Origin of the sequence: Virgibacillus sp. SK37 (assembly GCF_000725285.1) — a bacterium.
Taxonomy (GTDB): Bacteria; Bacillota; Bacilli; order Bacillales; family Amphibacillaceae; genus Virgibacillus_Q.
Genome location: NZ_CP007161.1, coordinates 1821979 through 1842414, shown reverse-complemented (window position 1 = coordinate 1842414; position 20436 = coordinate 1821979). Strand labels below are relative to the sequence as shown.

Annotated in this window: 27 protein-coding genes; 2 read left to right on the top strand and 25 right to left on the bottom strand. The window is 32.0% G+C overall.

Going from position 1 to position 20436, the window contains the following annotated elements:
• Positions 1-9: 9 nt before the first annotated feature.
• The 3 genes from terL to X953_RS09525 form a co-directional block, all read right to left on the bottom strand.
• Positions 10-1611, bottom strand: a complete 1602-nt coding sequence (gene terL / locus X953_RS09535; protein ID WP_052350102.1) for a phage terminase large subunit — start codon at positions 1609-1611, stop codon at positions 10-12.
• Positions 1612-1906: 295 nt separating this feature from the next.
• Complete coding sequence (locus X953_RS09530) at positions 1907-2476, bottom strand: tyrosine-type recombinase/integrase (RefSeq protein WP_040955352.1); 570 nt, start codon at positions 2474-2476, stop codon at positions 1907-1909.
• 175 nt (positions 2477-2651) lie between these two features.
• Positions 2652-3071, bottom strand: a complete 420-nt coding sequence (locus X953_RS09525) for a phBC6A51 family helix-turn-helix protein (protein WP_040955351.1) — start codon at positions 3069-3071, stop codon at positions 2652-2654.
• Between the two features lie 177 nt (positions 3072-3248).
• Between X953_RS09525 and X953_RS09520 the strand changes: the two genes are divergently transcribed.
• The gene (locus X953_RS09520) at positions 3249-3920 is read left to right on the top strand and encodes a hypothetical protein (RefSeq protein ID WP_040955350.1); all 672 of its coding nucleotides are present in this window, start codon (positions 3249-3251) and stop codon (positions 3918-3920) included.
• Positions 3921-4186: 266 nt separating this feature from the next.
• On the opposite strand, the gene X953_RS09515 is transcribed toward X953_RS09520, so the two are convergent.
• On the bottom strand, positions 4187-4696 hold the full coding sequence (locus tag X953_RS09515; RefSeq protein WP_040955349.1) for a hypothetical protein: 510 nt from the start codon (positions 4694-4696) through the stop codon (positions 4187-4189).
• A gap of 85 nt (positions 4697-4781) precedes the next feature.
• Between X953_RS09515 and X953_RS09510 the strand changes: the two genes are divergently transcribed.
• Positions 4782-5138 carry a hypothetical protein gene (locus X953_RS09510; RefSeq protein ID WP_040955348.1) on the top strand — a complete coding sequence of 119 codons (357 nt, stop codon included), beginning with the start codon at positions 4782-4784 and terminating at the stop codon, positions 5136-5138.
• 75 nt (positions 5139-5213) lie between these two features.
• On the opposite strand, the gene X953_RS19810 is transcribed toward X953_RS09510, so the two are convergent.
• From X953_RS19810 to X953_RS20390, 21 genes are all read right to left on the bottom strand, one after another.
• Positions 5214-5357 carry a hypothetical protein gene (locus X953_RS19810; RefSeq protein ID WP_156958475.1) on the bottom strand — a complete coding sequence of 48 codons (144 nt, stop codon included), beginning with the start codon at positions 5355-5357 and terminating at the stop codon, positions 5214-5216.
• The gene (locus tag X953_RS09505; RefSeq protein WP_040955347.1) at positions 5354-5962 is read right to left on the bottom strand and encodes an HNH endonuclease; all 609 of its coding nucleotides are present in this window, start codon (positions 5960-5962) and stop codon (positions 5354-5356) included. The genes X953_RS19810 and X953_RS09505 overlap by 4 nt, the downstream gene beginning before the upstream one ends.
• Positions 5963-5974: 12 nt before the next feature.
• Positions 5975-6238, bottom strand: a complete 264-nt coding sequence (locus X953_RS09500) for a hypothetical protein (protein ID WP_040955346.1) — start codon at positions 6236-6238, stop codon at positions 5975-5977.
• 21 nt (positions 6239-6259) lie between these two features.
• Entirely contained in the window at positions 6260-7090 is an 831-nt protein-coding gene (locus X953_RS09495; protein ID WP_040955345.1) for a hypothetical protein, read from the bottom strand.
• Positions 7091-7146: 56 nt separating this feature from the next.
• A complete protein-coding gene (locus tag X953_RS09490; RefSeq protein ID WP_040955344.1) occupies positions 7147-7395 on the bottom strand; it encodes a hypothetical protein in 249 nt (82 codons plus the stop codon).
• 68 nt (positions 7396-7463) lie between these two features.
• Positions 7464-7733, bottom strand: coding sequence for a hypothetical protein (locus X953_RS09485; RefSeq protein WP_040955343.1), 270 nt, complete (start codon positions 7731-7733; stop codon positions 7464-7466).
• 78 nt (positions 7734-7811) lie between these two features.
• On the bottom strand, positions 7812-10613 hold the full coding sequence (locus tag X953_RS09480; RefSeq protein ID WP_040955342.1) for a phage tail protein: 2802 nt from the start codon (positions 10611-10613) through the stop codon (positions 7812-7814).
• Positions 10614-10628: 15 nt separating this feature from the next.
• Complete coding sequence (locus X953_RS19115; protein ID WP_052350101.1) at positions 10629-11390, bottom strand: phage tail domain-containing protein; 762 nt, start codon at positions 11388-11390, stop codon at positions 10629-10631.
• Positions 11380-12105 (bottom strand): hypothetical protein, encoded by a 726-nt coding sequence (locus X953_RS09470; RefSeq protein WP_040955341.1) that lies wholly within the window; start codon positions 12103-12105, stop codon positions 11380-11382. Before X953_RS09470 ends, X953_RS19115 begins: the two co-directional genes overlap by 11 nt.
• On the bottom strand, positions 12102-13049 hold the full coding sequence (locus X953_RS09465; RefSeq protein WP_040955340.1) for an N-6 DNA methylase: 948 nt from the start codon (positions 13047-13049) through the stop codon (positions 12102-12104). The genes X953_RS09470 and X953_RS09465 overlap by 4 nt, the downstream gene beginning before the upstream one ends.
• Before the next feature lie 160 nt (positions 13050-13209).
• The gene (locus X953_RS09460; protein WP_040955339.1) at positions 13210-13392 is read right to left on the bottom strand and encodes a hypothetical protein; all 183 of its coding nucleotides are present in this window, start codon (positions 13390-13392) and stop codon (positions 13210-13212) included.
• Entirely contained in the window at positions 13376-13627 is a 252-nt protein-coding gene (locus X953_RS09455) for a hypothetical protein (RefSeq protein ID WP_040955338.1), read from the bottom strand. Before X953_RS09455 ends, X953_RS09460 begins: the two co-directional genes overlap by 17 nt.
• Entirely contained in the window at positions 13620-13817 is a 198-nt protein-coding gene (locus tag X953_RS09450; RefSeq protein ID WP_040955337.1) for a hypothetical protein, read from the bottom strand. Before X953_RS09450 ends, X953_RS09455 begins: the two co-directional genes overlap by 8 nt.
• Positions 13814-14248 carry a hypothetical protein gene (locus X953_RS09445; protein ID WP_040955336.1) on the bottom strand — a complete coding sequence of 145 codons (435 nt, stop codon included), beginning with the start codon at positions 14246-14248 and terminating at the stop codon, positions 13814-13816. The genes X953_RS09450 and X953_RS09445 overlap by 4 nt, the downstream gene beginning before the upstream one ends.
• A complete protein-coding gene (locus X953_RS09440) occupies positions 14245-14460 on the bottom strand; it encodes a hypothetical protein (RefSeq protein ID WP_040955335.1) in 216 nt (71 codons plus the stop codon). The genes X953_RS09445 and X953_RS09440 overlap by 4 nt, the downstream gene beginning before the upstream one ends.
• The gene (locus X953_RS09435; protein WP_040955334.1) at positions 14457-14747 is read right to left on the bottom strand and encodes a hypothetical protein; all 291 of its coding nucleotides are present in this window, start codon (positions 14745-14747) and stop codon (positions 14457-14459) included. Before X953_RS09435 ends, X953_RS09440 begins: the two co-directional genes overlap by 4 nt.
• 404 nt (positions 14748-15151) lie before the next feature.
• Positions 15152-15364 carry a hypothetical protein gene (locus X953_RS09430; RefSeq protein WP_040955333.1) on the bottom strand — a complete coding sequence of 71 codons (213 nt, stop codon included), beginning with the start codon at positions 15362-15364 and terminating at the stop codon, positions 15152-15154.
• A gap of 234 nt (positions 15365-15598) precedes the next feature.
• Complete coding sequence (locus X953_RS09425) at positions 15599-17266, bottom strand: hypothetical protein (RefSeq protein WP_040955332.1); 1668 nt, start codon at positions 17264-17266, stop codon at positions 15599-15601.
• A 388-nt stretch (positions 17267-17654) separates the two neighbouring features.
• On the bottom strand, positions 17655-19439 hold the full coding sequence (locus X953_RS09420) for a hypothetical protein (RefSeq protein ID WP_040955331.1): 1785 nt from the start codon (positions 19437-19439) through the stop codon (positions 17655-17657).
• 3 nt (positions 19440-19442) lie between these two features.
• Complete coding sequence (locus tag X953_RS09415; RefSeq protein WP_040955330.1) at positions 19443-19664, bottom strand: DUF5659 domain-containing protein; 222 nt, start codon at positions 19662-19664, stop codon at positions 19443-19445.
• 90 nt (positions 19665-19754) lie between these two features.
• Positions 19755-19886, bottom strand: a complete 132-nt coding sequence (locus X953_RS20390; protein ID WP_255351063.1) for a hypothetical protein — start codon at positions 19884-19886, stop codon at positions 19755-19757.
• Between the last annotated feature and the right edge of the window lie 550 nt (positions 19887-20436).

Here is a 20436-nt window from a genome sequence, read left to right as displayed (position 1 = left end):
TCCTTTCTGTTACCAACCTTTTGGTTTATCAACTATAAAACGTTTCCTTCTTCTTTTTTTGAGTATTTGCCATGCACCTTGCAAACTATCTGGAGCATCGTCATGACCTTTACCGTTATAATCTTTAATTTGTGTATTATATGTCATAGAATCACGGTTAAATTTAATCACACCATTAACAACATCTGGCTGTAAATTCATGATGCGTACATGCTTGTTAGTTCTTGGCTTAACTGGCAATACACGTACATGATATAACTCCTCTTCTAGTAAACGCTTCTTTAATAAATCAGCAACATTTTCTTGGAATAATACTGATTCAAATCCGATTGTCTCAAGAGTGTCATATTGCTTTGCCTTGTCCACGATTAATTCTACAAAGTCATTTACTGGCATTCGTTGACTAATTCCATCAATCACATACATATATCCTGTTTCTTTATGTTTAGCCATAATGGTAATAGCAGAAAAGTCACCTTTTCCCTTTTTAGCACCTTTACCCATTGCAGGATCAGCAAATAAAACTAAACTACATTCATTTAAAGATGGCAGTTGTTCCCAATATTGAATGTTTTGGAATACATACTCATCCAATCCTTTTGGCTTACACATTTGGTCTTTATAAAATGCTGCTTCACCATCATCAACTAACTTTTTCATGAGATAGTAATAGTTGTATTTTTCTTCCCACAATACGTTTGCGCCTTTTAACATTTCTTCTTTATTGTCAATAAAAAAATCATGAGCATTGTCCTCACGATTCGGATCTTCAAGAGATGTATATATTTTTTTCCATTGCTCCCATAGTTGAATGTTATCAGCCCATGACCGTATTGCTTGGAAGAATAATTTTCTATATCCAGTAGTTTCAGGAGATAGTAATTCTGATATTAAATCTTCTTGATGAACAGTTGTTCCTACTACACATACCCTTGTATGCTCATCCCCAGAGTTAAGTAATGCAGATTTATAGGTTTCTGCCAACTTATCCCTAGCTGTTTCTGATTCAGCTACATCGTCTTTGATTAAGTCATCACAAAGAATCATATCTACTCTTCTGGATTTGTACCTAATACCACGAATAGAGCCATTTATACCTCTTACCATACATGCAGTATCATTATTTAGCCAAATTTCATTGGATGCCCATTTTTCACTGGATTTCAACTTGCCAAAATCCTCAATTAAAGCATCATTTGAAGTAATTTCATCCTTTATCATTTGTAGGAATGGAATACCAGTATCTTCAGTAGCAGAAACAATAAGAAGAAATCTTAATTTCTCAAACAATAATATGTACAGTGGAGCAAGAAACGAGGATATAGTGCTTTTACCATTACCACGAGGACAACCGATAACTAACCTTTGTCCTTCATTCTTAATTAATCCATCTATAGCTTGAATCAATGATAAATGAAACTCAGACATAGGCTTATTAAAATATTTAGGAAAATAAGCTCTAGCAAAGTATTCCATATCCAACTCAGATAACATTTTACGTATACCATTTTGACCTGTTGGGGAATATTCGTTGAGGATTAACTCAATTTCTTCTTGATTGAAGTGTTTCTGGAGATATTCCAACATTAATTCCATTTCATTATTATTCATTATTCAATTTTCCACCTCCAATACTCCGAGTTATTAAAATATGTTAGAAATTTTTGAGCTGCTTTATGCCCATAAAAATACCCCTCCAAATAAATGGTAGGGGTCTACTATACTATTCAATTCACACAATAAAACTTAAATAAAAAATTTATCAATTAATATTTAAAAACAAACATTTCTTTTGCTATAAAAAACTACTTTTATTTGTATTTCTTTATTTAATTTGTTTTGTAATCAATTCAATGATTGATACAACACATGACTACTACATAGCTACCATGTCATGATGCTACTACTACAAGTCAAGGGATAGTACTGCTCTGTCCTTATCGTCCTGAGTGATACCAATGTATCGTAACGTAACACTTGGTGCTGAATGGTTAAGCATATCTTGTATGATTACTATATCAGTACCTGCCTTATAGCTATGATAAGCCCATGTTTTTCTTAGAGAGTGGCTACCAATATTTTTAACCCCCACATCCTTTGCAGCATCCTTTATTATTCTCCATACTGCCTGTCTCTTTAAAGGTTGGTTATATCCCTTCCTTGATTGGAATAGATATTGTTCTAACCCCCCACCCTTAAAATTTTGCTGGTAATGTTCTTGAATAGCTTTCTTTACCTTCTTAGTAAGTGGTAGTCTATTATGTTTATTAGTCTTGGTATCTCTTAAGGTAATGTAATCATGTGGCTTACCATTATCATCTACTACATCCACCCACTTAAGATTAATAAGATCACTTACACGTAATGCAGAATTAACTCCGAGAGTAAACAATAATACATCCCTCTTGTTGTCTGATAACAATTTCCTAATTGCTTCAATCTTATTCTTGTCACGAATAGGTTCAACAAATTCCACTGTATACACGCCCTTTAAAGATACTTAGTATACTTATATATTACATTAAGTATCATTCAAAGGCAAGGTTATTTAATAAGTAAGATTAATACATAGAATAAACCTTGATATATCAACGTTTACAGCATATTAATAATTTGAATGTGACTCAATTACATTGTGTATCATTCGGTTATTATTGTCCCTCTTTCTCCTCCTGTTTAGCTTTAAGCATTTCCAATAGCTTATTTTTATTTTCTTCTTCACCGTTATTAATGGTTAATTGCTGTTTAAAGTCTGGATCAAGTTCAGCATATGTAATTAATTGCTTAATGGCTTGCACACGGGCGTTGTCATTTTTAGAACTAGTGGATATCTTTTTCAATTCATTCAATAGGCTATTTACATCCTGCTGGATATTCTTTCTTGATTCTCTTACCTTAAATTCCAATGCTTCTTCGTAAGCTTTATTAAATTCTTTTCCCGGCTTACTTTGACCTTTTCTCCACTCATAAAAAGTAGTTTTGGCAACTTGAACTTTAGCCAAAGCCTCCGTAATTGTATGCTCATCTGAAATAAGTAGTTCTATTAGCTTTAATTGCTTCTCTGATAACATAAATATCACCTCCAAAGATTTTTGAGTTGTTCACATTCGTCCGATTTATTTATCATTTTTCTACTATAATCTTCTAACTTATCTATTCTTTCTTCTCATCTTGTTACCCACTACTATATTCAAACACTAATATTTTCTGTTAATATAAATTTACATCATATACAACGAGGTGCTTTTATGAACGTAAAATATATAAATACTTGGTTTACTTTATTTCTTTATCATGAATTAGAGTATTTTACTACTTACTCTGAAAGAATTGAAGAATTTCTCTCTCAGCAATCAACTAATCTTGAGCAGGAGTTTAAAAATCAAATCGAAGCCTTACAAGTTGAAAGTGACGAAGAGGCACAAACTTTATATGAAATGCATTATGAAGAGGAATTCCATTCTTTTAATAACCACTTTCCTACTATCTTAAGGACATCTTTATTCACAAGTATGTATTCTTACCTTGAAAAGCAACTAAACCAACTTTGCAAAATGTTTGAAAAGGAAAATAAAGTTAAATTGTCTGATTTAAAACATTCTGGTATCGGTAGAGCCAAAAATTACCTCAGCAAAGTATGCAATATTGACTTCCCTTCTCGTACAGATGCTTGGAATCAAATAAAAAACTACCAAAAAATAAGAAATATAATAACTCATCAAGGTAATGAAATTAGTATTAAAAAAAATGAGAAGACTAATATATCCTTATTTAATAGTGTAGTTGGCATCAGATTGGTCGATAGGGTAATGCATTATGAAGTAAAGTTTGATGAAGAATTTTGTGAAGGTTTCTCAAAAATACTTTATTCATTCTTTACCTCTCTAGAAGAGTCCTTAGACGAGGAAACTTGCGAATAGATATTATTACCTATCTTCCTAATTTAAAATGCAATCGTAGCGATATCGTAAAAAGCCCTATACATCAATAGTTTATCTAATTTGATTGTCTCTTGTATGGCTATATTATCGGTATCGCTATAGTAACAGGGACGTGGAAATGGATATGTTCATACCATCTAATAAATAGATAATGGCTTCTTAAGTTTTATTACACCCCTCCCCTTAAAAATATCAAAATAAAAAACACTGCCATTTTGACAGTGTGTAATTATCAGCTTCTGTAACTATAAATCGTACTCATCAATGTCTTTTACTTTTGATAAAACTATTCTCTCGCTTAATCGTTCACTTACTGATATATTATGAATTTCTGTTATATCTTCCTCAGACAATAAACCTTTTCGTTGTAACGTATCTAAAAGATTGGTCATAACAATTTTTTGATTTATATAACCCTCTCTAAGGTTTCTTCTTTCTTCATCATTTAATGAAGGATTGTTATTATTTTTATCATCAGCTTGTTTATCCACTATTACTGTTTGTACCTTGTAGTGACTTTCATGCTTAGAATAACTTACACTACCAAATCTAACAGTACGTTCTTCACCGTTAATTTCAGCTTTAAAATACTCATCTTTCATTGTTTGCAAATGCATTAAGAAGTCAATAAATCTTTCGTACTCTTCATTGTTTACTTGAAACCAAATAAAATAAGCTAATTCGTCATCGTCAGTAAAATGCTTATAAGTATTAATCTCATTATTTGTAAAACGAATATTCAAGCTATTATCCATCACACATCACTCCTCAATTATAGTTACCTACTATTCTATCATACAATATGGTATAATTTACCTAACATTTAAGAGGTGATATATTATGATGCAGGTTGTAGGTTCTTCGGAACTGTATTTCGATAGGGATAAAATTTCTATAGCCAAATTAAAAGCGCATTTGGATAATGAATTTATTAAATATGATATTTTATCTCATGAGGAGAACAATACAGATAATAAGGTTAGTCTTAAGTTCATTATGAATATGAAGGAAATAGCCCATTGTAAAACACTAAATGATTATCAAAGTTATATCTTTAACCATTTCGCATTAAAACTTCCAAGTCATGTTGGAACATCCTATGTCATAGCCTATAAAATGAATCTCATTGATGAAACAATAAAGCATATTAAGGATCACGAAAAAGTACAAAAATATATTAACGATTTACTTGGATAATATTTTAATAAATAGGTGGATACATAAGGATTTGCACCTTAATTTAAGTAACTAACATATCCAAAAAGGGAGATATTATTCTCCAGCTATACTATCCAATACACCCATTAATCTAATTTCATTGTCGGTTAAACCTTCTCCAACATGTACCTTGTATTCCAGCATGTCTCTTAAATCAAACAACAATATCCTGTACACATGGTAATATTCTTCTGTCATACAATTACCTGATTTCTATATTCAATACTTGATGGATGCTCTGACCAACGTTTACCTGATTTAATTTGACTTACTGCTGGCTGACTAACACCTATTGTCTTTGCAATTTCAGTCATACTTAAATCATCATCTAATAGAGCAAATATCCTTGTTACATCTTCATAAGAAAGTTGCTTTTTGCCATTATTGCTTGATTGGCTTATTTCCAGCTTAGTCATATATACTTTAGGCTTTTTTGGTCTACCCACCCCACAACCGTTTTTAACTGCTCTTTGTGTATTTTCTTTATGACTTACCCATTCCAAATTGCTTATGTGGTTGTTTTCCTTATCATTATCACCATGATCTACAAAATAACCTTCTTTATATCCATCTATAAATGCCAGTCCAATCAATCTATGCAAGTATGTTTTCTTTGACTTGCCATCTACAGTGACAAGAGAACATACAACATAATTATCCTTACCTTTACCAATTGTTTGTTTCAGATATTTTCCTGTCTTATTATTGAAAACTTTGGTATAGCCATCTTCAGATAAATGTATCTCATAGCTGTCTTTAGCAGTTTCTAAAGTGGGAAGCGTATTAATTTTCCTTTTCTCCATTCCACATTCTCCCTAAATATATTTAATTTTTAATTTTACCATCTTCTTTTTCAATTGTTTCCGCTTCTTTTTCCATTCCTTGCCACGTAACTTAATATGTGTTTTACCTAACTCTTGCTGCAATTGCCTACATTCTTCATCCGTAACGAAGGCAACATATTTATGATTACAACTTGGACAAATAAAGTAAGTTACAATTATCCCATTTTCTTTTTTATCTTCTTTTAATTGGATTTCAAATGATGCTTCACACTTATCACATGCAACCTTTTCCATATAAATCTCCTTTATAACTGGTTAGATAACAGTTGTATATTTAGCCACTACCTCTGTACCTGCTGGTAAACTCTCAGAAAGAGAAAAACTACTAGAATTGGTTTCAGTGAAATTATTCGAATACTGAGGAACACCACCTATAATCACTTCTAATCTCCCTTTACCTACTGTATAAGTTCCATTAAGTTGAAATACAGATTGCCCTTCTGTTGCAGTGAAAATATCTGTTTTATTAACTAAATTGCCAATTCCATCCTCTCCACGCTTACTTATTAATCCCCAATATTGATTACTATTAGATGAGTTTGGATTAGGTGGAGTATTTCCTTTATTACTATCCAATAAAGATATGAACGTTGCTCCATTAAAGGAAACTATATTATGTTTATAATAATTTTCTACTGGAGAATATTCGTTAACATAATCAAAACCACTCAGCTCATTTAGAGCCTGAATGCCTTCTCTTCCATTGTCTACTATCTCCTGTAAAGTTTCAGTTACAGATAGACCATTTCTTTTTGTATACACACTACTTGCAGATGTAAAAGTATTTCCTGTACCTTTAAAAGAGAATGAAAATTGCTTGCCAATATGTTTTTTATTAAAAGTCACTTGTCTATTTGAATAATCAACAATGTATTCATTATCTTTAGGCAAACCATTTCTAATTTCAAACCACGTTTGATTTTCTCCCTCAACAGTTAACCCATGCCAAATAGAAGGTATTTCAGTTAAAGTCACTTTAGCATTATTATCTAAAATTAGTGATTCTGTGATGTCTATAAAAGGGTTGTCTGCCCCTCCACTCCTTCTAGCATATATTAATGGATCATTAAACGAATGACTGTCCATTCTCTACCTCCTTTTTAAAGCATAAGAAAAAGACACCCATAATCGGATGTCTCCACCTATTGCTCTTCATATATTTTATTTCCGTATCTGTCATATTCAACAGGTGTGCAATCGTCAATTGGATTTTCCGTAACTTCAATGGAAATAATATAATTCACATTAATAAAATGGTGTTCTTCTTCTTGTGTTAACTTAAACCATTTTTTTGCATTAATTTCTGAATATGCGCCGTTTTCATTTTCATATACTTTGTCAAAGACGTACTCATTATTATTGATTGTAGTAATTTTTACACTGTAATTCATTGTTTATCTCCTCTCTAAATTTAACAATAAAAAAGACACCTCATTATGGAGATGCCGTAATAATTAATTTATAAATATTGCCACAAAGTGTGTAAAGTGTAACCACTATTTCCTGTCTTTTCACTTCGGTTATATTTATTTCTCAGAACTTCCATTTCTTTTGAACTAATTACCTGGTTTTCAATATTCAATTTGAATTCATACATATCATCTTTACTGTTTTCGCTATTCGGTACTAAAGATACATTTTCATTAATTTCTTCAGATAACCATTTTTCAAATTTTCCAACCTCAAATGAATGATCACTACTATTTTCAAATTTAACAATTAATATCAACCTCAACACCTCCTTTATACCTACTATATTTCGGCATATAAGGAGAATATCCTGCAATAATTTCCAATATTTATGTATTTATTTTTCCAACGCTTCAACACGTTCAGTTAATTTCTTAACCATAGCTTTCAACTGATCATTTTGTTTACTTAACTCTTGAATAGCCTTTGTATTTAAGCTATTGTGTGAGTATAAATCAACCTTCCTACCATCATATGACAATACCTCAGAAGGGGTTTTATGACCTTTGCCAATTGCAAAACCATACCTTTTTTGTTTAACACCTTTCTTAAGATCATCTTTTAAATAATACTCATTTATAGTCGAATTGTTGACCCTATCAAGGGCAATGTCCTCCATTGGTTTTATATCCTCTTTTAAATCAACCGTTGAACCTGTCAAATATTCGTTTGCTTCTACCCAACCTTTTACAGCAAGGTCACTTTCCATTTCAAAACTAGAAGCTGCCAATGGTTTCAGTCTCCACCAAGGACTAACATAATCCCCTTTGCTATCATTCCCTATAATCATTTTAGGGCTAGAAGTACCATCATTATTTGGATCAAAGGAGAAAACAATTTTCTTTTTGACACTTGTAATATCTACTGCATTCTGTTGAGTATCACGTATACCGCCTCTTGGAGTTCCATCTGCTGCGTATATCATCAGGCCGCCCCAATCCAATTCAACAACCTTCCTTGAACCTTGATAAGTAGTAATATCACCATTGTGTAAAACAATCCTATTATTGCCATTTTCGGACACAATTTTACTTCCCACAATGTCACCTGAGAACGTACCTGAAGCACCGTCTAAATCTCCTGAAAAATGTAGGTTGCCGTCACTATCCGCATAGAACATATTTACCCAATTACTACCCGATTTTTTCTGTATTTTAATACCATCTACAGAGTTGAGTATAATTCTACTTTTATTATCAGTAGTTGTTATCGCTAAGTTTCCATCAACGATTGATACACCATCAGCATCAACTAAAAAGCTACCACCTTCATTTTCGATAACTAAATTTTGCCCGGCCAGTAACCTCCCAAAGATGGTTTCGGCAACTACTCCATTTGGAGTGATGGCAGTTTGCCAGTCTTTCGCACCATTTTTTGACAAAGCAATTACTCCGCTTTGAATCACAATTTTTTCATTAGGGAATTTAGGGGACGTAATTCTAATACCTCTGCGATCTATAGTTATGTCCTCATTTATCCCAGCCGTTATCCTACGAGAAGCCGCATCATATTCACCTTGGATAATTTTCTCCATTTGAGTGGTTTTATCGGCACTTTCATTCCACAAATTTTTATTGGCTTCCAACTTTGCAGATGTACTGACCGCATTATTGTATAACAATTCTACTAAACTTTTCGCTCCATCTGTATGTCTTACATTACTAACAACTAGATCCAGCTTTTTACCGTCAAAATCAATCTTAAGTTCTGTAATCATTGCCTTAAATTCAATGTCTAAAGGTTCATAATCCATGTGAATGACATATCCTAAACCTAATTTGTCCCAATCCCTTTGACATTCAACTGCATTCAAAAAGTTAACCAGAGTAAAGTCAATTTTTCTTTTTGGGACTTTATTTTCTTTTAACTTATCAATGCCAGCAAGATATAATTGTTCAACCACAGTGAACCTATTATCCTCGAAAATTTCCGAAATGATATAATTTTCACGTTCTTTTATCTGCTCAGGAGTAAAGTTATTTTTCAGACTTAATTCTTGGTAAATCAATTCAATTTCAGCATCAATAAGATCAATATTGCTTTGTACATTATCAATCTCTTGTTGTTTATTATTAATCTCATTCCGCTTATTATTTTCGTCTATTTGAAGTTGAGCTGTAGATTCATTCCCAGCTTTTGCATTGTCCAAGTTATCTAATATTACTTGCAGCTCTTCATTTAGAGTATCCATTTCTTCGTTCAATATTTTAAGTTGATTAAGATATGGTTCTTTTTCTTGTACATATGCTTTATATTCGCTTTCTTTCGATTTAACTAACTTATCATAATCAATTATAGCTTGGCATAAACTATCACTCATATAAGGAGATGATCCAACTACATTGCCATTATCATCAGTCTCATAACCCTGCATAAAATAAGAAAAATCCTCAATAAACTCTGAACCTGTAGGGTTAATAGTATCTATGCTAAGTCCATCCTTACCATATACATATAACCGTGTAACCATAGCCTGCGAATCTGACTCCTCGGAAGCATTGATAGTATACTTACCGTAAGAAGCCATTAATCCTAAATCTAATTCAAGATTCTCTTGTTTGTAGATACTAACTAGTTTATTTATGGTATCAAATTGCAATATACCTTCAAATGTTTCAGCAATCTTATACAACAAATTCAACTTTGAGATATTTTTTTCTTCAAAGGAGCGTTTCTCGTTAAAAAAATCAATATCCGTATACCTTATTGACCAACCACTATTAATTAGTGTTTTCTCCAAAGCTGTTCTTAATGTAATAGAACCAGTATCAAAGTCTCTAACCTTTTTACCATTTAGCTCAAATTGTCTGGATTTTAATGTTACTTTTTTATATGGCATACCATTTTTAGCTTTTTCAATACCAGTAACCATTAAATATTCATCAAACATATTACCGTAAGTAGCCTTAACTAAATACCTTTCCCTAATCTTATCATACTCAGCATATCTAACTTTTTCATGTTTTCTCTCTACAAACTTGGGGATCTTTAACTCCAGTTCGTTAAACTGACCAAAAGAAAAGTTACCAGATCTATCATAAACATCAACTAAGTTCCCAACTTGTTCTCCATTAGGTTTATGTAGGGATAACTCTAATTTAGGTATTGGCTTATTCTTATTTATTGTAAATCTATTCAATAGTTACCCTCCTCTCTAATAGACTTTAAATTCAGTTTCAAACCATATATCACAATCACCAACAATTTTTAATCGGTTAACTCCACGTACAAATGATAAATATTTCTTAGAAAAACTATCATATCTAAATTTATTTGCAGATGAATTTATTTCTTGATATTCACAATCTACCGTAACTTGTTCCTGATCATCTAATCCTGTAATTTTAAATTCACCTGTATTGTTAGACATGTTTTTTATAGAGATATCTCCTTTACCACGTTTCAAGATATGTACAATAGGCTTACATTTAAAGTCACCTCTATTTTCAAAGTTAATCAACTCTCCATTTACATTGTTCTCAAACCTATATAATTTTGACTTAGTAAATGGTGTAAGAGTAGTGGGGGAGTCGGTACGTAAATTTAATTCCATGTATCCACTTTTAATACCGTTATGTATAGCGGTAGCATTGTCCGTAATCATTACATACCATCTGCGATTATGATCATCAATCATATAAAAAGGACGATAATCATCATGATTAAGCCATCGTAATATTTCTCTAATTTTTTCATTGGATAAATTGTCATCAAAGTAAATAGGGAGGGGGAAGGAGAGGGGTTCTTTATCAACCCCATAAAAATAAGGACGATCACGCCCTTCAATTTTTTCCTCCATTATTTGTTTAGATGAGACAATCAAATCCTCAAATAAACCTCCTCCAATATTGACTTTACTTACGCCCATATCGTAAGACCATTTACCATCAAAGTTAAAATGAGTTTCATGTCTCATCTGTTCGCACCTCCCAACCATCTTCAATCAATAATTTTTTGACCAATCGGCTTATCTTATATGACTTACTACAAATAAAGTCATAACTCACATATACATCACCACATGGCTCATTATCATATTGGCTAAATCCAAATGTTACATTGTAGAACGATTCATCACACTCGAATCGCCCTGAGTACCATTTACGTGTTCTGTCTCTCCACTTTGTTTCTTCTGGCTTCTTAACCTTTTGATATTCCTTGCTTACTTCATCAATGTAAATATGTACATTGGTTAATCCATCCCATTCTTCAAGATGCCAATGCTTTCCGATAGCATAATTAAACTTGAATCGTTGTATATGATCCTCATTTGAATCATCTGCACCAACAAACTCATTGATATATTTTAACGCTTGATGGTTATACTCTGGCTTCTTTAAAGGAACATTGGAGAAATAAAAAATGGACTTTTTACAGTCCAAGATCCGTTCATCTTCTTCTTTTTCTAGTCTCAGCTTTCGTTCCAACCGAATTTGCTTTCTGTCATTTTCGGTTAATTCATATGCCTTGCCATCAATAAGACAATTTCTCTTAATCTTATCAAAGTATACCTCCGCATTATTCTCACATTCTATGCAGACATTAACCTTGCCTCCTGACTTCAATTCATACTCAGATACAAGGAAACTAAATGTATCTTCATTACATCCATAACATTTTACTTCTGTCATATTGCTTCACCCGTCCAAGGCTTAATCTTTTGTTCAACCTTACCACGCAGTCTTGAAGCACTATCCGATAAATATTTAACTTCATAATCACCTGAAAGAAATAGTTGAAACTGCCTAGCCATTGACTCCATCTCTTTTACGATATCGTCTTTATCACATAACTCACCAAAAAATACTTCCTCTTGTGCCACACCTTTTTGCCAAATAACAAGACAAGTTCCCACTGTTGTTCCGTTAATACCAGCCTTTGCAAATGTATCTTGATCAAGCGGAAATACACCTTTTAAAGCAACCTGTGACTTCATCCACTGCCTTAACTTCGCAGTAGCATTTCCCTTGTATAAATGTCCATAGGGAAGCACTAGAGCAATAAATCCTTTATCCTTTACTTTCCGTACACTCAAGTCAACAAAGGCATCACAAATATTATTATTCTTTGCTTTACCATTTTTAGCATGATTCCACTCACACCAATAAGGAATACTTCCTGAGAATGGTGGATTACCGACTATATACAAATAATCATCTGGTATCTCTTCGTGTTGTTCGATTGAATTAAAGTCACCAATATAATTAACTTGGCTATAATCTGACCATGCTATCTCTCCAGCAGCACTATTATTTGTATCAAACTCATAGGCTTCAAACGTTATTCCATCTTGTAATGAGCCATACTTTTCAACAAGTGGCTTAATCATGCTACCCACTCCAGCAGATAAATCAGCTACTTTTCCACTTTGTATATCCAATAATTGCTTAATCCAATTACAAATAACATCAGGTGTAAAATACGAATTGTTATCTGGACTTGTACCGACAAACTTATGTAAAATATCTTGCTTTTCTTCTATTGTAAATTTATAATTATCTTTTATTTTTTTGACAGTATCAATACTGTAATTAATACTGGCTAATACCTTTTTGTTTCCTTTTCCCTTTGCCATTCAAATATCTCCTTTGTTCATCTCCATTTGCAAAACTAAAATATTGTAATGAAACAATCTAACACCACAACATGCAGGAGATAAGCACATTGCTATACAGTATTAAATTGCTTCATTACAACAATCTCCAAAATAAAAATGCCTAAATTGGCTTCCAAGTTTATGTATTCAATTTATCCAGCAATATTGACTTTAAGTAATTATGTAGTTGCTTTTCATCCATTTTCTTATTGTTTATTATCCAATCTAATACACTAGTTGATTTCAGGTAAGCCAGATCCACTGCTTCCATATCATATCCCTGCTCAATCAACTCTTCCTTAATTCTATTTAAAGAAGTCATCGTCAAAGACATCACCAATCTTTTTGATAGCTGATTTAGTATTTTTATAAGCAACCATAGAGTATATAAAACCAAGAACAAATAATACTCCAACTATACCGCCTACTAACAAATAACTAATAGTTAATCCAGCAATAACATTAATTAAATAAACAATACCTAATACGATTGCTTCGACAAATATAAATTTAATTAACCATCCAAATATTAAAGTTGGTAGCATATTTTTAATCATTTTCATTCACCTTTTCAACCTGTATAACTTGCCTTGCAGCATTCCAATCATCCAATGAACATCTACCACACCCAAACTCATCATCGACAATTGAGCGTTCTAAATATTGCCTACATACATTACAATACCATCCATTATCTAGTACTTTTTTATTCTCAAATTCTCTTTCGCTGTATGGTTTATATGTCATAATTCGATTTCCCTTGCCTCAAAATCTGCCCATTCATGTAATTCGCATAATCTTATACAAACAAATTCATAAAACTCATCCGAGAAATTCGGATTTTGGTTTTCTCTTCCATTCACATAATCTAAGTATTGTTTCTTAAATATCTCATTTCCAGCAAATAATTTATTTACATTATCCATATACTGTTCTCTTGTAATTTCATAGCTATGTTTCCTATCAACCTGATATAAGGTTTCATTAATAGAAAAGGCTGGGCAATCTTTTCCTTCATTAACATACTCTCTAAAATTTTCCCTTTTGGAATCAACCTCAGCAAACCGCCTGATACCTTTCTCTATTGCTTCCTCTTCGGTATCGGCTTTTATTACCATCACACCATCTAATCCATCTTCAATAAAATCCGTTTCAGCTACTAACCAAACTTTACTCAATTTACCCTCTCCTTTTGTTCTAACAATGTAATATATCGACTAACCATTTCTATACTTGCTGTTAAATATTCGTACATAAGATTAATTGTAGCTTCCTGCTCCTCTTGTCCAGAACTAAAATTATTCAATAAATTATGTATAGTAATCGACAAATCCAACTCTTCTTGTTCCAATGCATTGAACATCTCTTCTCTTACTTTAGCTATGCTCATGATTCCAACCAATCAATTTCAATCTTAGGTATTTTTGGCTTTTTTAACCCTGATTTTAGTGATAGCTCGATACTATCTAACCGTTTTATTATTTCATCCTGCGATTCAATGATTTGTCTATAGAGAGGATAAGTACCTTTATAGTGATGATTATTGCTTTTTTGAGAAGCCTGATATATCAACTCATACAAGAACCGATCACCTTCATTTAAACTTTCCTCAAATTTAATCCTCTCTTTGACTATCGGATTTGTTGGTTCTCTTTTTTCCATTATTTTTTCTCCCATCCTTATGCCTCTTTTCTCTCGATTTATTGTCTTTTATATTTTCAGAAGAACTCTTCTTAAATTTCTTCATCAAATATTCAAAATCTCTTTTACTTTGCCTAGCCATGTAATCACCTTTCATTTTTGCGCATGACAACAAAGTTGGGAAGCTACGCAAACTCCCCAACTAAGCATCACACCAATTATATTAGGAGAAATTAACCATCAAATACAATACCAATAAGGTAAAGCATTAAATGCTTAAATATGCCCAACACCTTATCTATTTTACGTCCGAGGTGCTGAATGGCGACCCGTTACAGAGCCGATGCGGACAATTAGGAAAATAATAAATGAATCCTAAATTATTTAATGTCGCTTAGGCAACGACAAGTTTTATGGAAGACTATATTAAAGAATAATATTTATTCAATTTTAATTTTGCCAATTTTGTATTCTGGCTTATCTTTAATGTACTGCTTTAGCTTAATCACTTTTTGCTTGTCCATATTTCCTTTATCCCTTAGGAAGAGACTAACTAGAGAACTAGAACAATCTAAATGATCAGCAGCATCCTTTACCTTAATGTCTTTTCGTTTCATTTGTGTTAAAAGATCAAATCGCTCATTTCGATCCAAAATCACCACCTACCTTCAGATTCAATTCAATTTATTTATTCAATTTATTTAGTTAGAGATAAAAAAAGATCGAGCAATCAATTAAGACTGCTCGCACACTTTGGATTGGATTAATCATTTTGCAAAATGACCAATAAGGAACATTGTTCCTTCTACTTATATTAGAGAGATTTCTACAAAATATTAAGAAAATATGTATAAATGTATTGACTTATGATAATTTTTATGTTATTTTTATATGTTATCGCATTCTCTACAAGTTGATCTTAAACCTTTCCTCCCAGTGTTATTTTTATTGCTTCCAAAATTCCGAGGACTAGCTACTTTATCCTCATTACACTTGCTACACTTTACTACTCCAAGCTTATTAATTTCAATTTCATCTAAGTATGTATTGCTGATCTTTTTTGACAACTTTCTTATCAACGTTTGAAGTTGTCTTTCATTATGTACTTCAAAATCATATGTACGGTTGAGGGTATCTATAATATGTTGGTAAAAGTCTTCCCTGCTTTCACCTTTTCCCTTTGTATGTGTACAATTAACTATTAAATCCACTATACTATTTTCATAGTCTGCTAGATTAGTTGCAGCCCATAACCTTCTAAATTTTCCTATGATATGATGACCTATATATGTGTTATGTCCCTCATGCTTATCTTCTAACTCCTGAAACAATGGTATAGCGTACTTGTATCTTATTGATTTGCCATTTTCATCTTTTACTGGAGATGATAACCCATTATGTACTTGCAATAACCCTTCAATCATCTTGCTATCACTAAAGGTAAATTTAGTTTCTAACTCTTTCTGATCTAGCCTTATGTCATATTCCGTTACCTTTTGCCCCCTAAATCCTACAGGTGGCTCTAGCCTTTGTTTCATATAACCGATCTCATATGTAATATCATTTTTAATCCTTTTAGCTTTATTGTATTGGCTAATTGGATTATTTGCGTTTCCATAAAACCTTAGTACTTCATTCCATTTTTCTTCTAATTCACTTTCTTCTGTTAGTGGTCTCCACACACTATTTACAAACAAATACTCAAACTTATACGGATTCTCTTTGTATTCTATGATCTTATCATCGTCTAACCTTGACTTTCCTTCACTCCACCGACTGAAGGCTTTTTCCTTTTCCTTTAACAACATTTCGTTATATTTTTCTATGTAAGTAAGTTTCTTTTCTAGCTTTTCTTCTTCTGTAAACTGCTCACTAACACCAAGTTCATTTTCAAGAGTCATGGCAGCAAGATACATTGTCATCATTTCAGGGTGATTGTCTAAATCCTTAATTGTCACATTCTTATTTCTTAATTTCCGTTTATCTTCTTCTGACAACTTATAATTATTGATAAGTCTTTGAGTATGTTCGTTATTAAATAACTCAACTATATCTGGATGTAATTTGCTAAGTATTCTCCCATCGTCATCTTCAACATCATTAATTAACATTTCTCTTTTAGAGTTCATGTCCTCAGCATATTTGCTCATTACTGGATATTCTTCATTATTACTTGATGTGATTAACTTGTCCGCCAAAGACTCCAATTTACGATTTATGTATATCTCTTCCGACAACTTGCTTTTTTTATTTATGCCAGCATAGTTCCTGTGATAATATTCGGATTCGACAACATCACTCAACTCTTCAACTAATGTTCCTGCTTCTTTATCACCTAAAGCAGTATGTAAGTAGCCATTAATTTGTTCCGCTTGCAACAATCCTTCGTCTACTAGTTCCTTGTTTAATTGGTGGAAGAAAGTCGAAATACCAGTTGATGATGTATTATTAAACCTATTACCCCCATATTGGTAATCATGACTTAAATCTAATTTTTTCTCTTCTTTGACAACCCTTCTCATTTCAATTTGTTTCCATGTTTTATCCTTTTTCAAATTTAATAATCTCCTTTTGAATTTTATTTTTGATATTAATTAAAGCTAACTCCTATTGAGAGAAGTTATTAGGAAAGTCTACGACGTTTCCCAATATTTTTGATACGCAAGGCTATCAAATTAACAATTACCTTTTAGTTACACTTTCATAGCATTAATAAAAAGTTCTTTCAAATCACCAACTCTTCAAACCCTTGTCCCCCAACGGTTACAGGCAAAAGGCTAACAAGTACCTATATATAAACGGTAAGTTCCTAACAGTTTACCTTTTAGAGATTAGTGATTATTTATTTTTTATTAAGTTGTAGTATTCAATTTAACTTTGTTAATATTGGAAAGTAAATTTGTAAAAATTTATCTTTGTAATATCTAAGTAGCTGTTAGCCTTTTATAAAACGAGTATTTTTCTAGTTAAAACTTTGATTTTCCCCTCCTCTTCTAACCTGCTGAAGCGTTGTTTTTTAGCAATCTCATGCGTAAAGTTTTTTATGTCAAAGCTTCTCTTTAGGTCTGATTTTGCAATTTCCTTTTTGTTACATGAAAATATGTATTCACAAACCTTGTCGCACTTAGATTTATTCTTCGTTTGCTTTCTTTCTTTTATAAAATCCAATTCTATTGGTTCTTCTAAAATTGCATCATTAATTTGTCCAATTACACTTCTTACGAGATCAATATCGTTATTTACTATGTAAAATCTACCTTTAGGCTCAGCAACCCTTTGTATTCGTTTAAGACTTTGATATGTCTCTGAGGCTATATAGCCTTTCTGTACAAGATTAAATAATGGATTTTTAAATTTACCCTTTTCTAGTGCCAATGATTTGTTACCTAAAGACTTCTGGGAATATTGCATGTAATGAACTAAATAGTTACTAATTGGAATATTAGGTTTAGTTAAAAGCCAAACATTGTCAAATTTATTAAATGTATTCTTGCCAATTAGGTTCCCATACCACGCAATAGCAAATTTTTCATTATTGTAATCTGGATCATTGTCATTAAATTTATCATTCCAGATTAGAGACCCATCAACATACTTTAATAATTTTTCTTTAATCTCCATTGCATAGTCCTTATGTGTCACTATTAAAGTTTTGTCATTAATATTGTGACTAGCATTAATTTTTTTTGCCATTTCCTCAAAAAATACTTCCTTATCCTTTAATACATTACTCTTTGACGAATTATAAATAATAGGTGTGAATGTACTTTTGTTATGGTCAATCATCCTACCTTGCTTTATAAGCCTATATTTATCATTATTCATGTAATAAACACCATCTAAGGAGGCTGTAGCATCAAGAATGATATTGTTATTCAATCCCCAATGTTGATGCTTAGGATTATTAGTAACTATCTTGCGACTGTTATAAATGCACATCTGAGACAACCACACTGGCAACCCATAATACATCTGTTTGAGCAGTTCCCTTTGTTGACTACCTTTTACTTCCTTCTTAACTAATAGTTCATTGATTATTTTTAGCAGATCATCAAGTTTAGTCTTATCTACTTTAAACCTGACACGATCTATAGTATTGGTCTCCTGTTTCTCTTCTTTATTTGCCAAATAACTTTGGAAGCAACAACAAACATCATCATATAGAGTACGATATCTAAAAGGGATTACTTCCCGAACTACTGAATAGAGTCTGTCTGAATATGTGTAAATAGGGAAATTAACTTTTTCGTCCACGATCAAAGTATGTCTACCCTCCGTAAATATTTTTCTCATTTTATCGTCTAAGCACAGATCAATGTACCTTTGGTGGGATATAAATAACACAGGTACATCTTTTAGTCTATTAGCATTAAGCTTCCAATGACTTTTCCAATTTTCGGCAGTTATAGCAACAGCAACATTTCCACTTATCCAATTTAATTCATTTATCGTTGCAGCTGATTTTTCAGCCTCCGAATTGAATCTCTTTACTACTAAAAACTTTCTATGATTGGCGAAAGCATTCTCTTCTATGTACCGCTTAATGATTAAGTCGCTGTAACGACTCTTACCGAATCCAGCTTCAAAGTCTAGGACATTAAATATGTCACTTTCTGTTTCGTATGTAGTAATTATTTTTTCTAAGTATTGAATCTTTTTTGTATAAGTATCTGAATAAACATTATGTAGAGCATCATTTTTTTGAATTATGATATTTGATTCCAACAATTATTACCGCCCTTCTATCCTAGTAATAAAGGTGTGGAATCGGTTATCCTTTTTGTAGTCTGACATAGCTTCTCTTATTTCAGGAGTATCAGAGAAAAGGAATACCTTGAAGCTATTAGAGAGGTTTTCTTTCATATTTATAAGCACAAAACCTCTGCATTGTAGATATATAGCCATTTTTCTTGAATGGATTGTGATAGTATTTTTAATTTCAGTTGTTGACAATAACTTATTTCCTCCTTGTTTAATTATTTTTTTTCAATGGTATTTCAACTACTTATTTCAATTTAACCACCCCCTTAATTTTTGCATGATTCACTTCTCTTTATATTGTTGCAGATCGTTTCTTAACTTCTTTAATTCGATGTTCTTTTCTTTAATTTGTTCCATCAGAAATTTGTTATGTTGGCGATACTCTTCAACTATAAATTGCCATCCATCTTTCATTTTCTCACCTCCTTAAAATTAATTAGATTAACCCTTGACTTAATAAAATTAGTACGATAGAATAAGACATACCATAAAATAAAAATGATAAAATACTATATTTGTGTAAAAATAGGTGTCCACTATTAAATATACACCCATTGATGTCAGTTGTCAATGGGATTTTGTGATTTATTTTTTAACTATCCAATTTTCACCTATATAACTCTTCTATTATTTCTAGTATTCCCGGTATTCTTTCATCAGGAATGAGCAAAGGAATGTCATCTGGTATTATCAATTTACTTTTCACTAACCCACAGCCCCTCTTTTCTTAAATCGTATTCAAATATCCATATCTTCGATTATTTTAACAATTTCTTCTAATTTTTCTTCATTAGGTGTTACCCATGGAATATCTATTGTAATATCTAGCATACTTTCACCTCCTATTAATAACTGCTCCACCTTATAAGCGCTTACTGTGGCAGATTTAGTATAATCTTAGACCAAATATATTATATCATCTATAAAGCATGTCAGTAGCTTCTAATTGGCTTATATGAATTAT

Coding starts and splice junctions, on each gene's coding strand:
- terL (WP_052350102.1), bottom strand. CDS start 1,611: ATGAATAATAATGAAATGGAATTAATGTTGGAATATCTCCAGAAACAC.
- X953_RS09525 (WP_040955351.1), bottom strand. CDS start 3,071: ATGTTATCAGAGAAGCAATTAAAGCTAATAGAACTACTTATTTCAGAT.
- X953_RS09520 (WP_040955350.1), top strand. CDS start 3,249: ATGAACGTAAAATATATAAATACTTGGTTTACTTTATTTCTTTATCAT.
- X953_RS09515 (WP_040955349.1), bottom strand. CDS start 4,696: ATGGATAATAGCTTGAATATTCGTTTTACAAATAATGAGATTAATACT.
- X953_RS09510 (WP_040955348.1), top strand. CDS start 4,782: ATGATGCAGGTTGTAGGTTCTTCGGAACTGTATTTCGATAGGGATAAA.
- X953_RS19810 (WP_156958475.1), bottom strand. CDS start 5,357: ATGACAGAAGAATATTACCATGTGTACAGGATATTGTTGTTTGATTTA.
- X953_RS09505 (WP_040955347.1), bottom strand. CDS start 5,962: ATGGAGAAAAGGAAAATTAATACGCTTCCCACTTTAGAAACTGCTAAA.
- X953_RS09500 (WP_040955346.1), bottom strand. CDS start 6,238: ATGGAAAAGGTTGCATGTGATAAGTGTGAAGCATCATTTGAAATCCAA.
- X953_RS09495 (WP_040955345.1), bottom strand. CDS start 7,090: ATGGACAGTCATTCGTTTAATGATCCATTAATATATGCTAGAAGGAGT.
- X953_RS09490 (WP_040955344.1), bottom strand. CDS start 7,395: ATGAATTACAGTGTAAAAATTACTACAATCAATAATAATGAGTACGTC.
- X953_RS19115 (WP_052350101.1), bottom strand. CDS start 11,390: ATGAGACATGAAACTCATTTTAACTTTGATGGTAAATGGTCTTACGAT.
- X953_RS09470 (WP_040955341.1), bottom strand. CDS start 12,105: ATGACAGAAGTAAAATGTTATGGATGTAATGAAGATACATTTAGTTTC.
- X953_RS09465 (WP_040955340.1), bottom strand. CDS start 13,049: ATGGCAAAGGGAAAAGGAAACAAAAAGGTATTAGCCAGTATTAATTAC.
- X953_RS09460 (WP_040955339.1), bottom strand. CDS start 13,392: ATGACTTCTTTAAATAGAATTAAGGAAGAGTTGATTGAGCAGGGATAT.
- X953_RS09455 (WP_040955338.1), bottom strand. CDS start 13,627: ATGATTAAAAATATGCTACCAACTTTAATATTTGGATGGTTAATTAAA.
- X953_RS09450 (WP_040955337.1), bottom strand. CDS start 13,817: ATGACATATAAACCATACAGCGAAAGAGAATTTGAGAATAAAAAAGTA.
- X953_RS09440 (WP_040955335.1), bottom strand. CDS start 14,460: ATGAGCATAGCTAAAGTAAGAGAAGAGATGTTCAATGCATTGGAACAA.
- X953_RS09435 (WP_040955334.1), bottom strand. CDS start 14,747: ATGGGAGAAAAAATAATGGAAAAAAGAGAACCAACAAATCCGATAGTC.
- X953_RS20390 (WP_255351063.1), bottom strand. CDS start 19,886: ATGAAAGATGGATGGCAATTTATAGTTGAAGAGTATCGCCAACATAAC.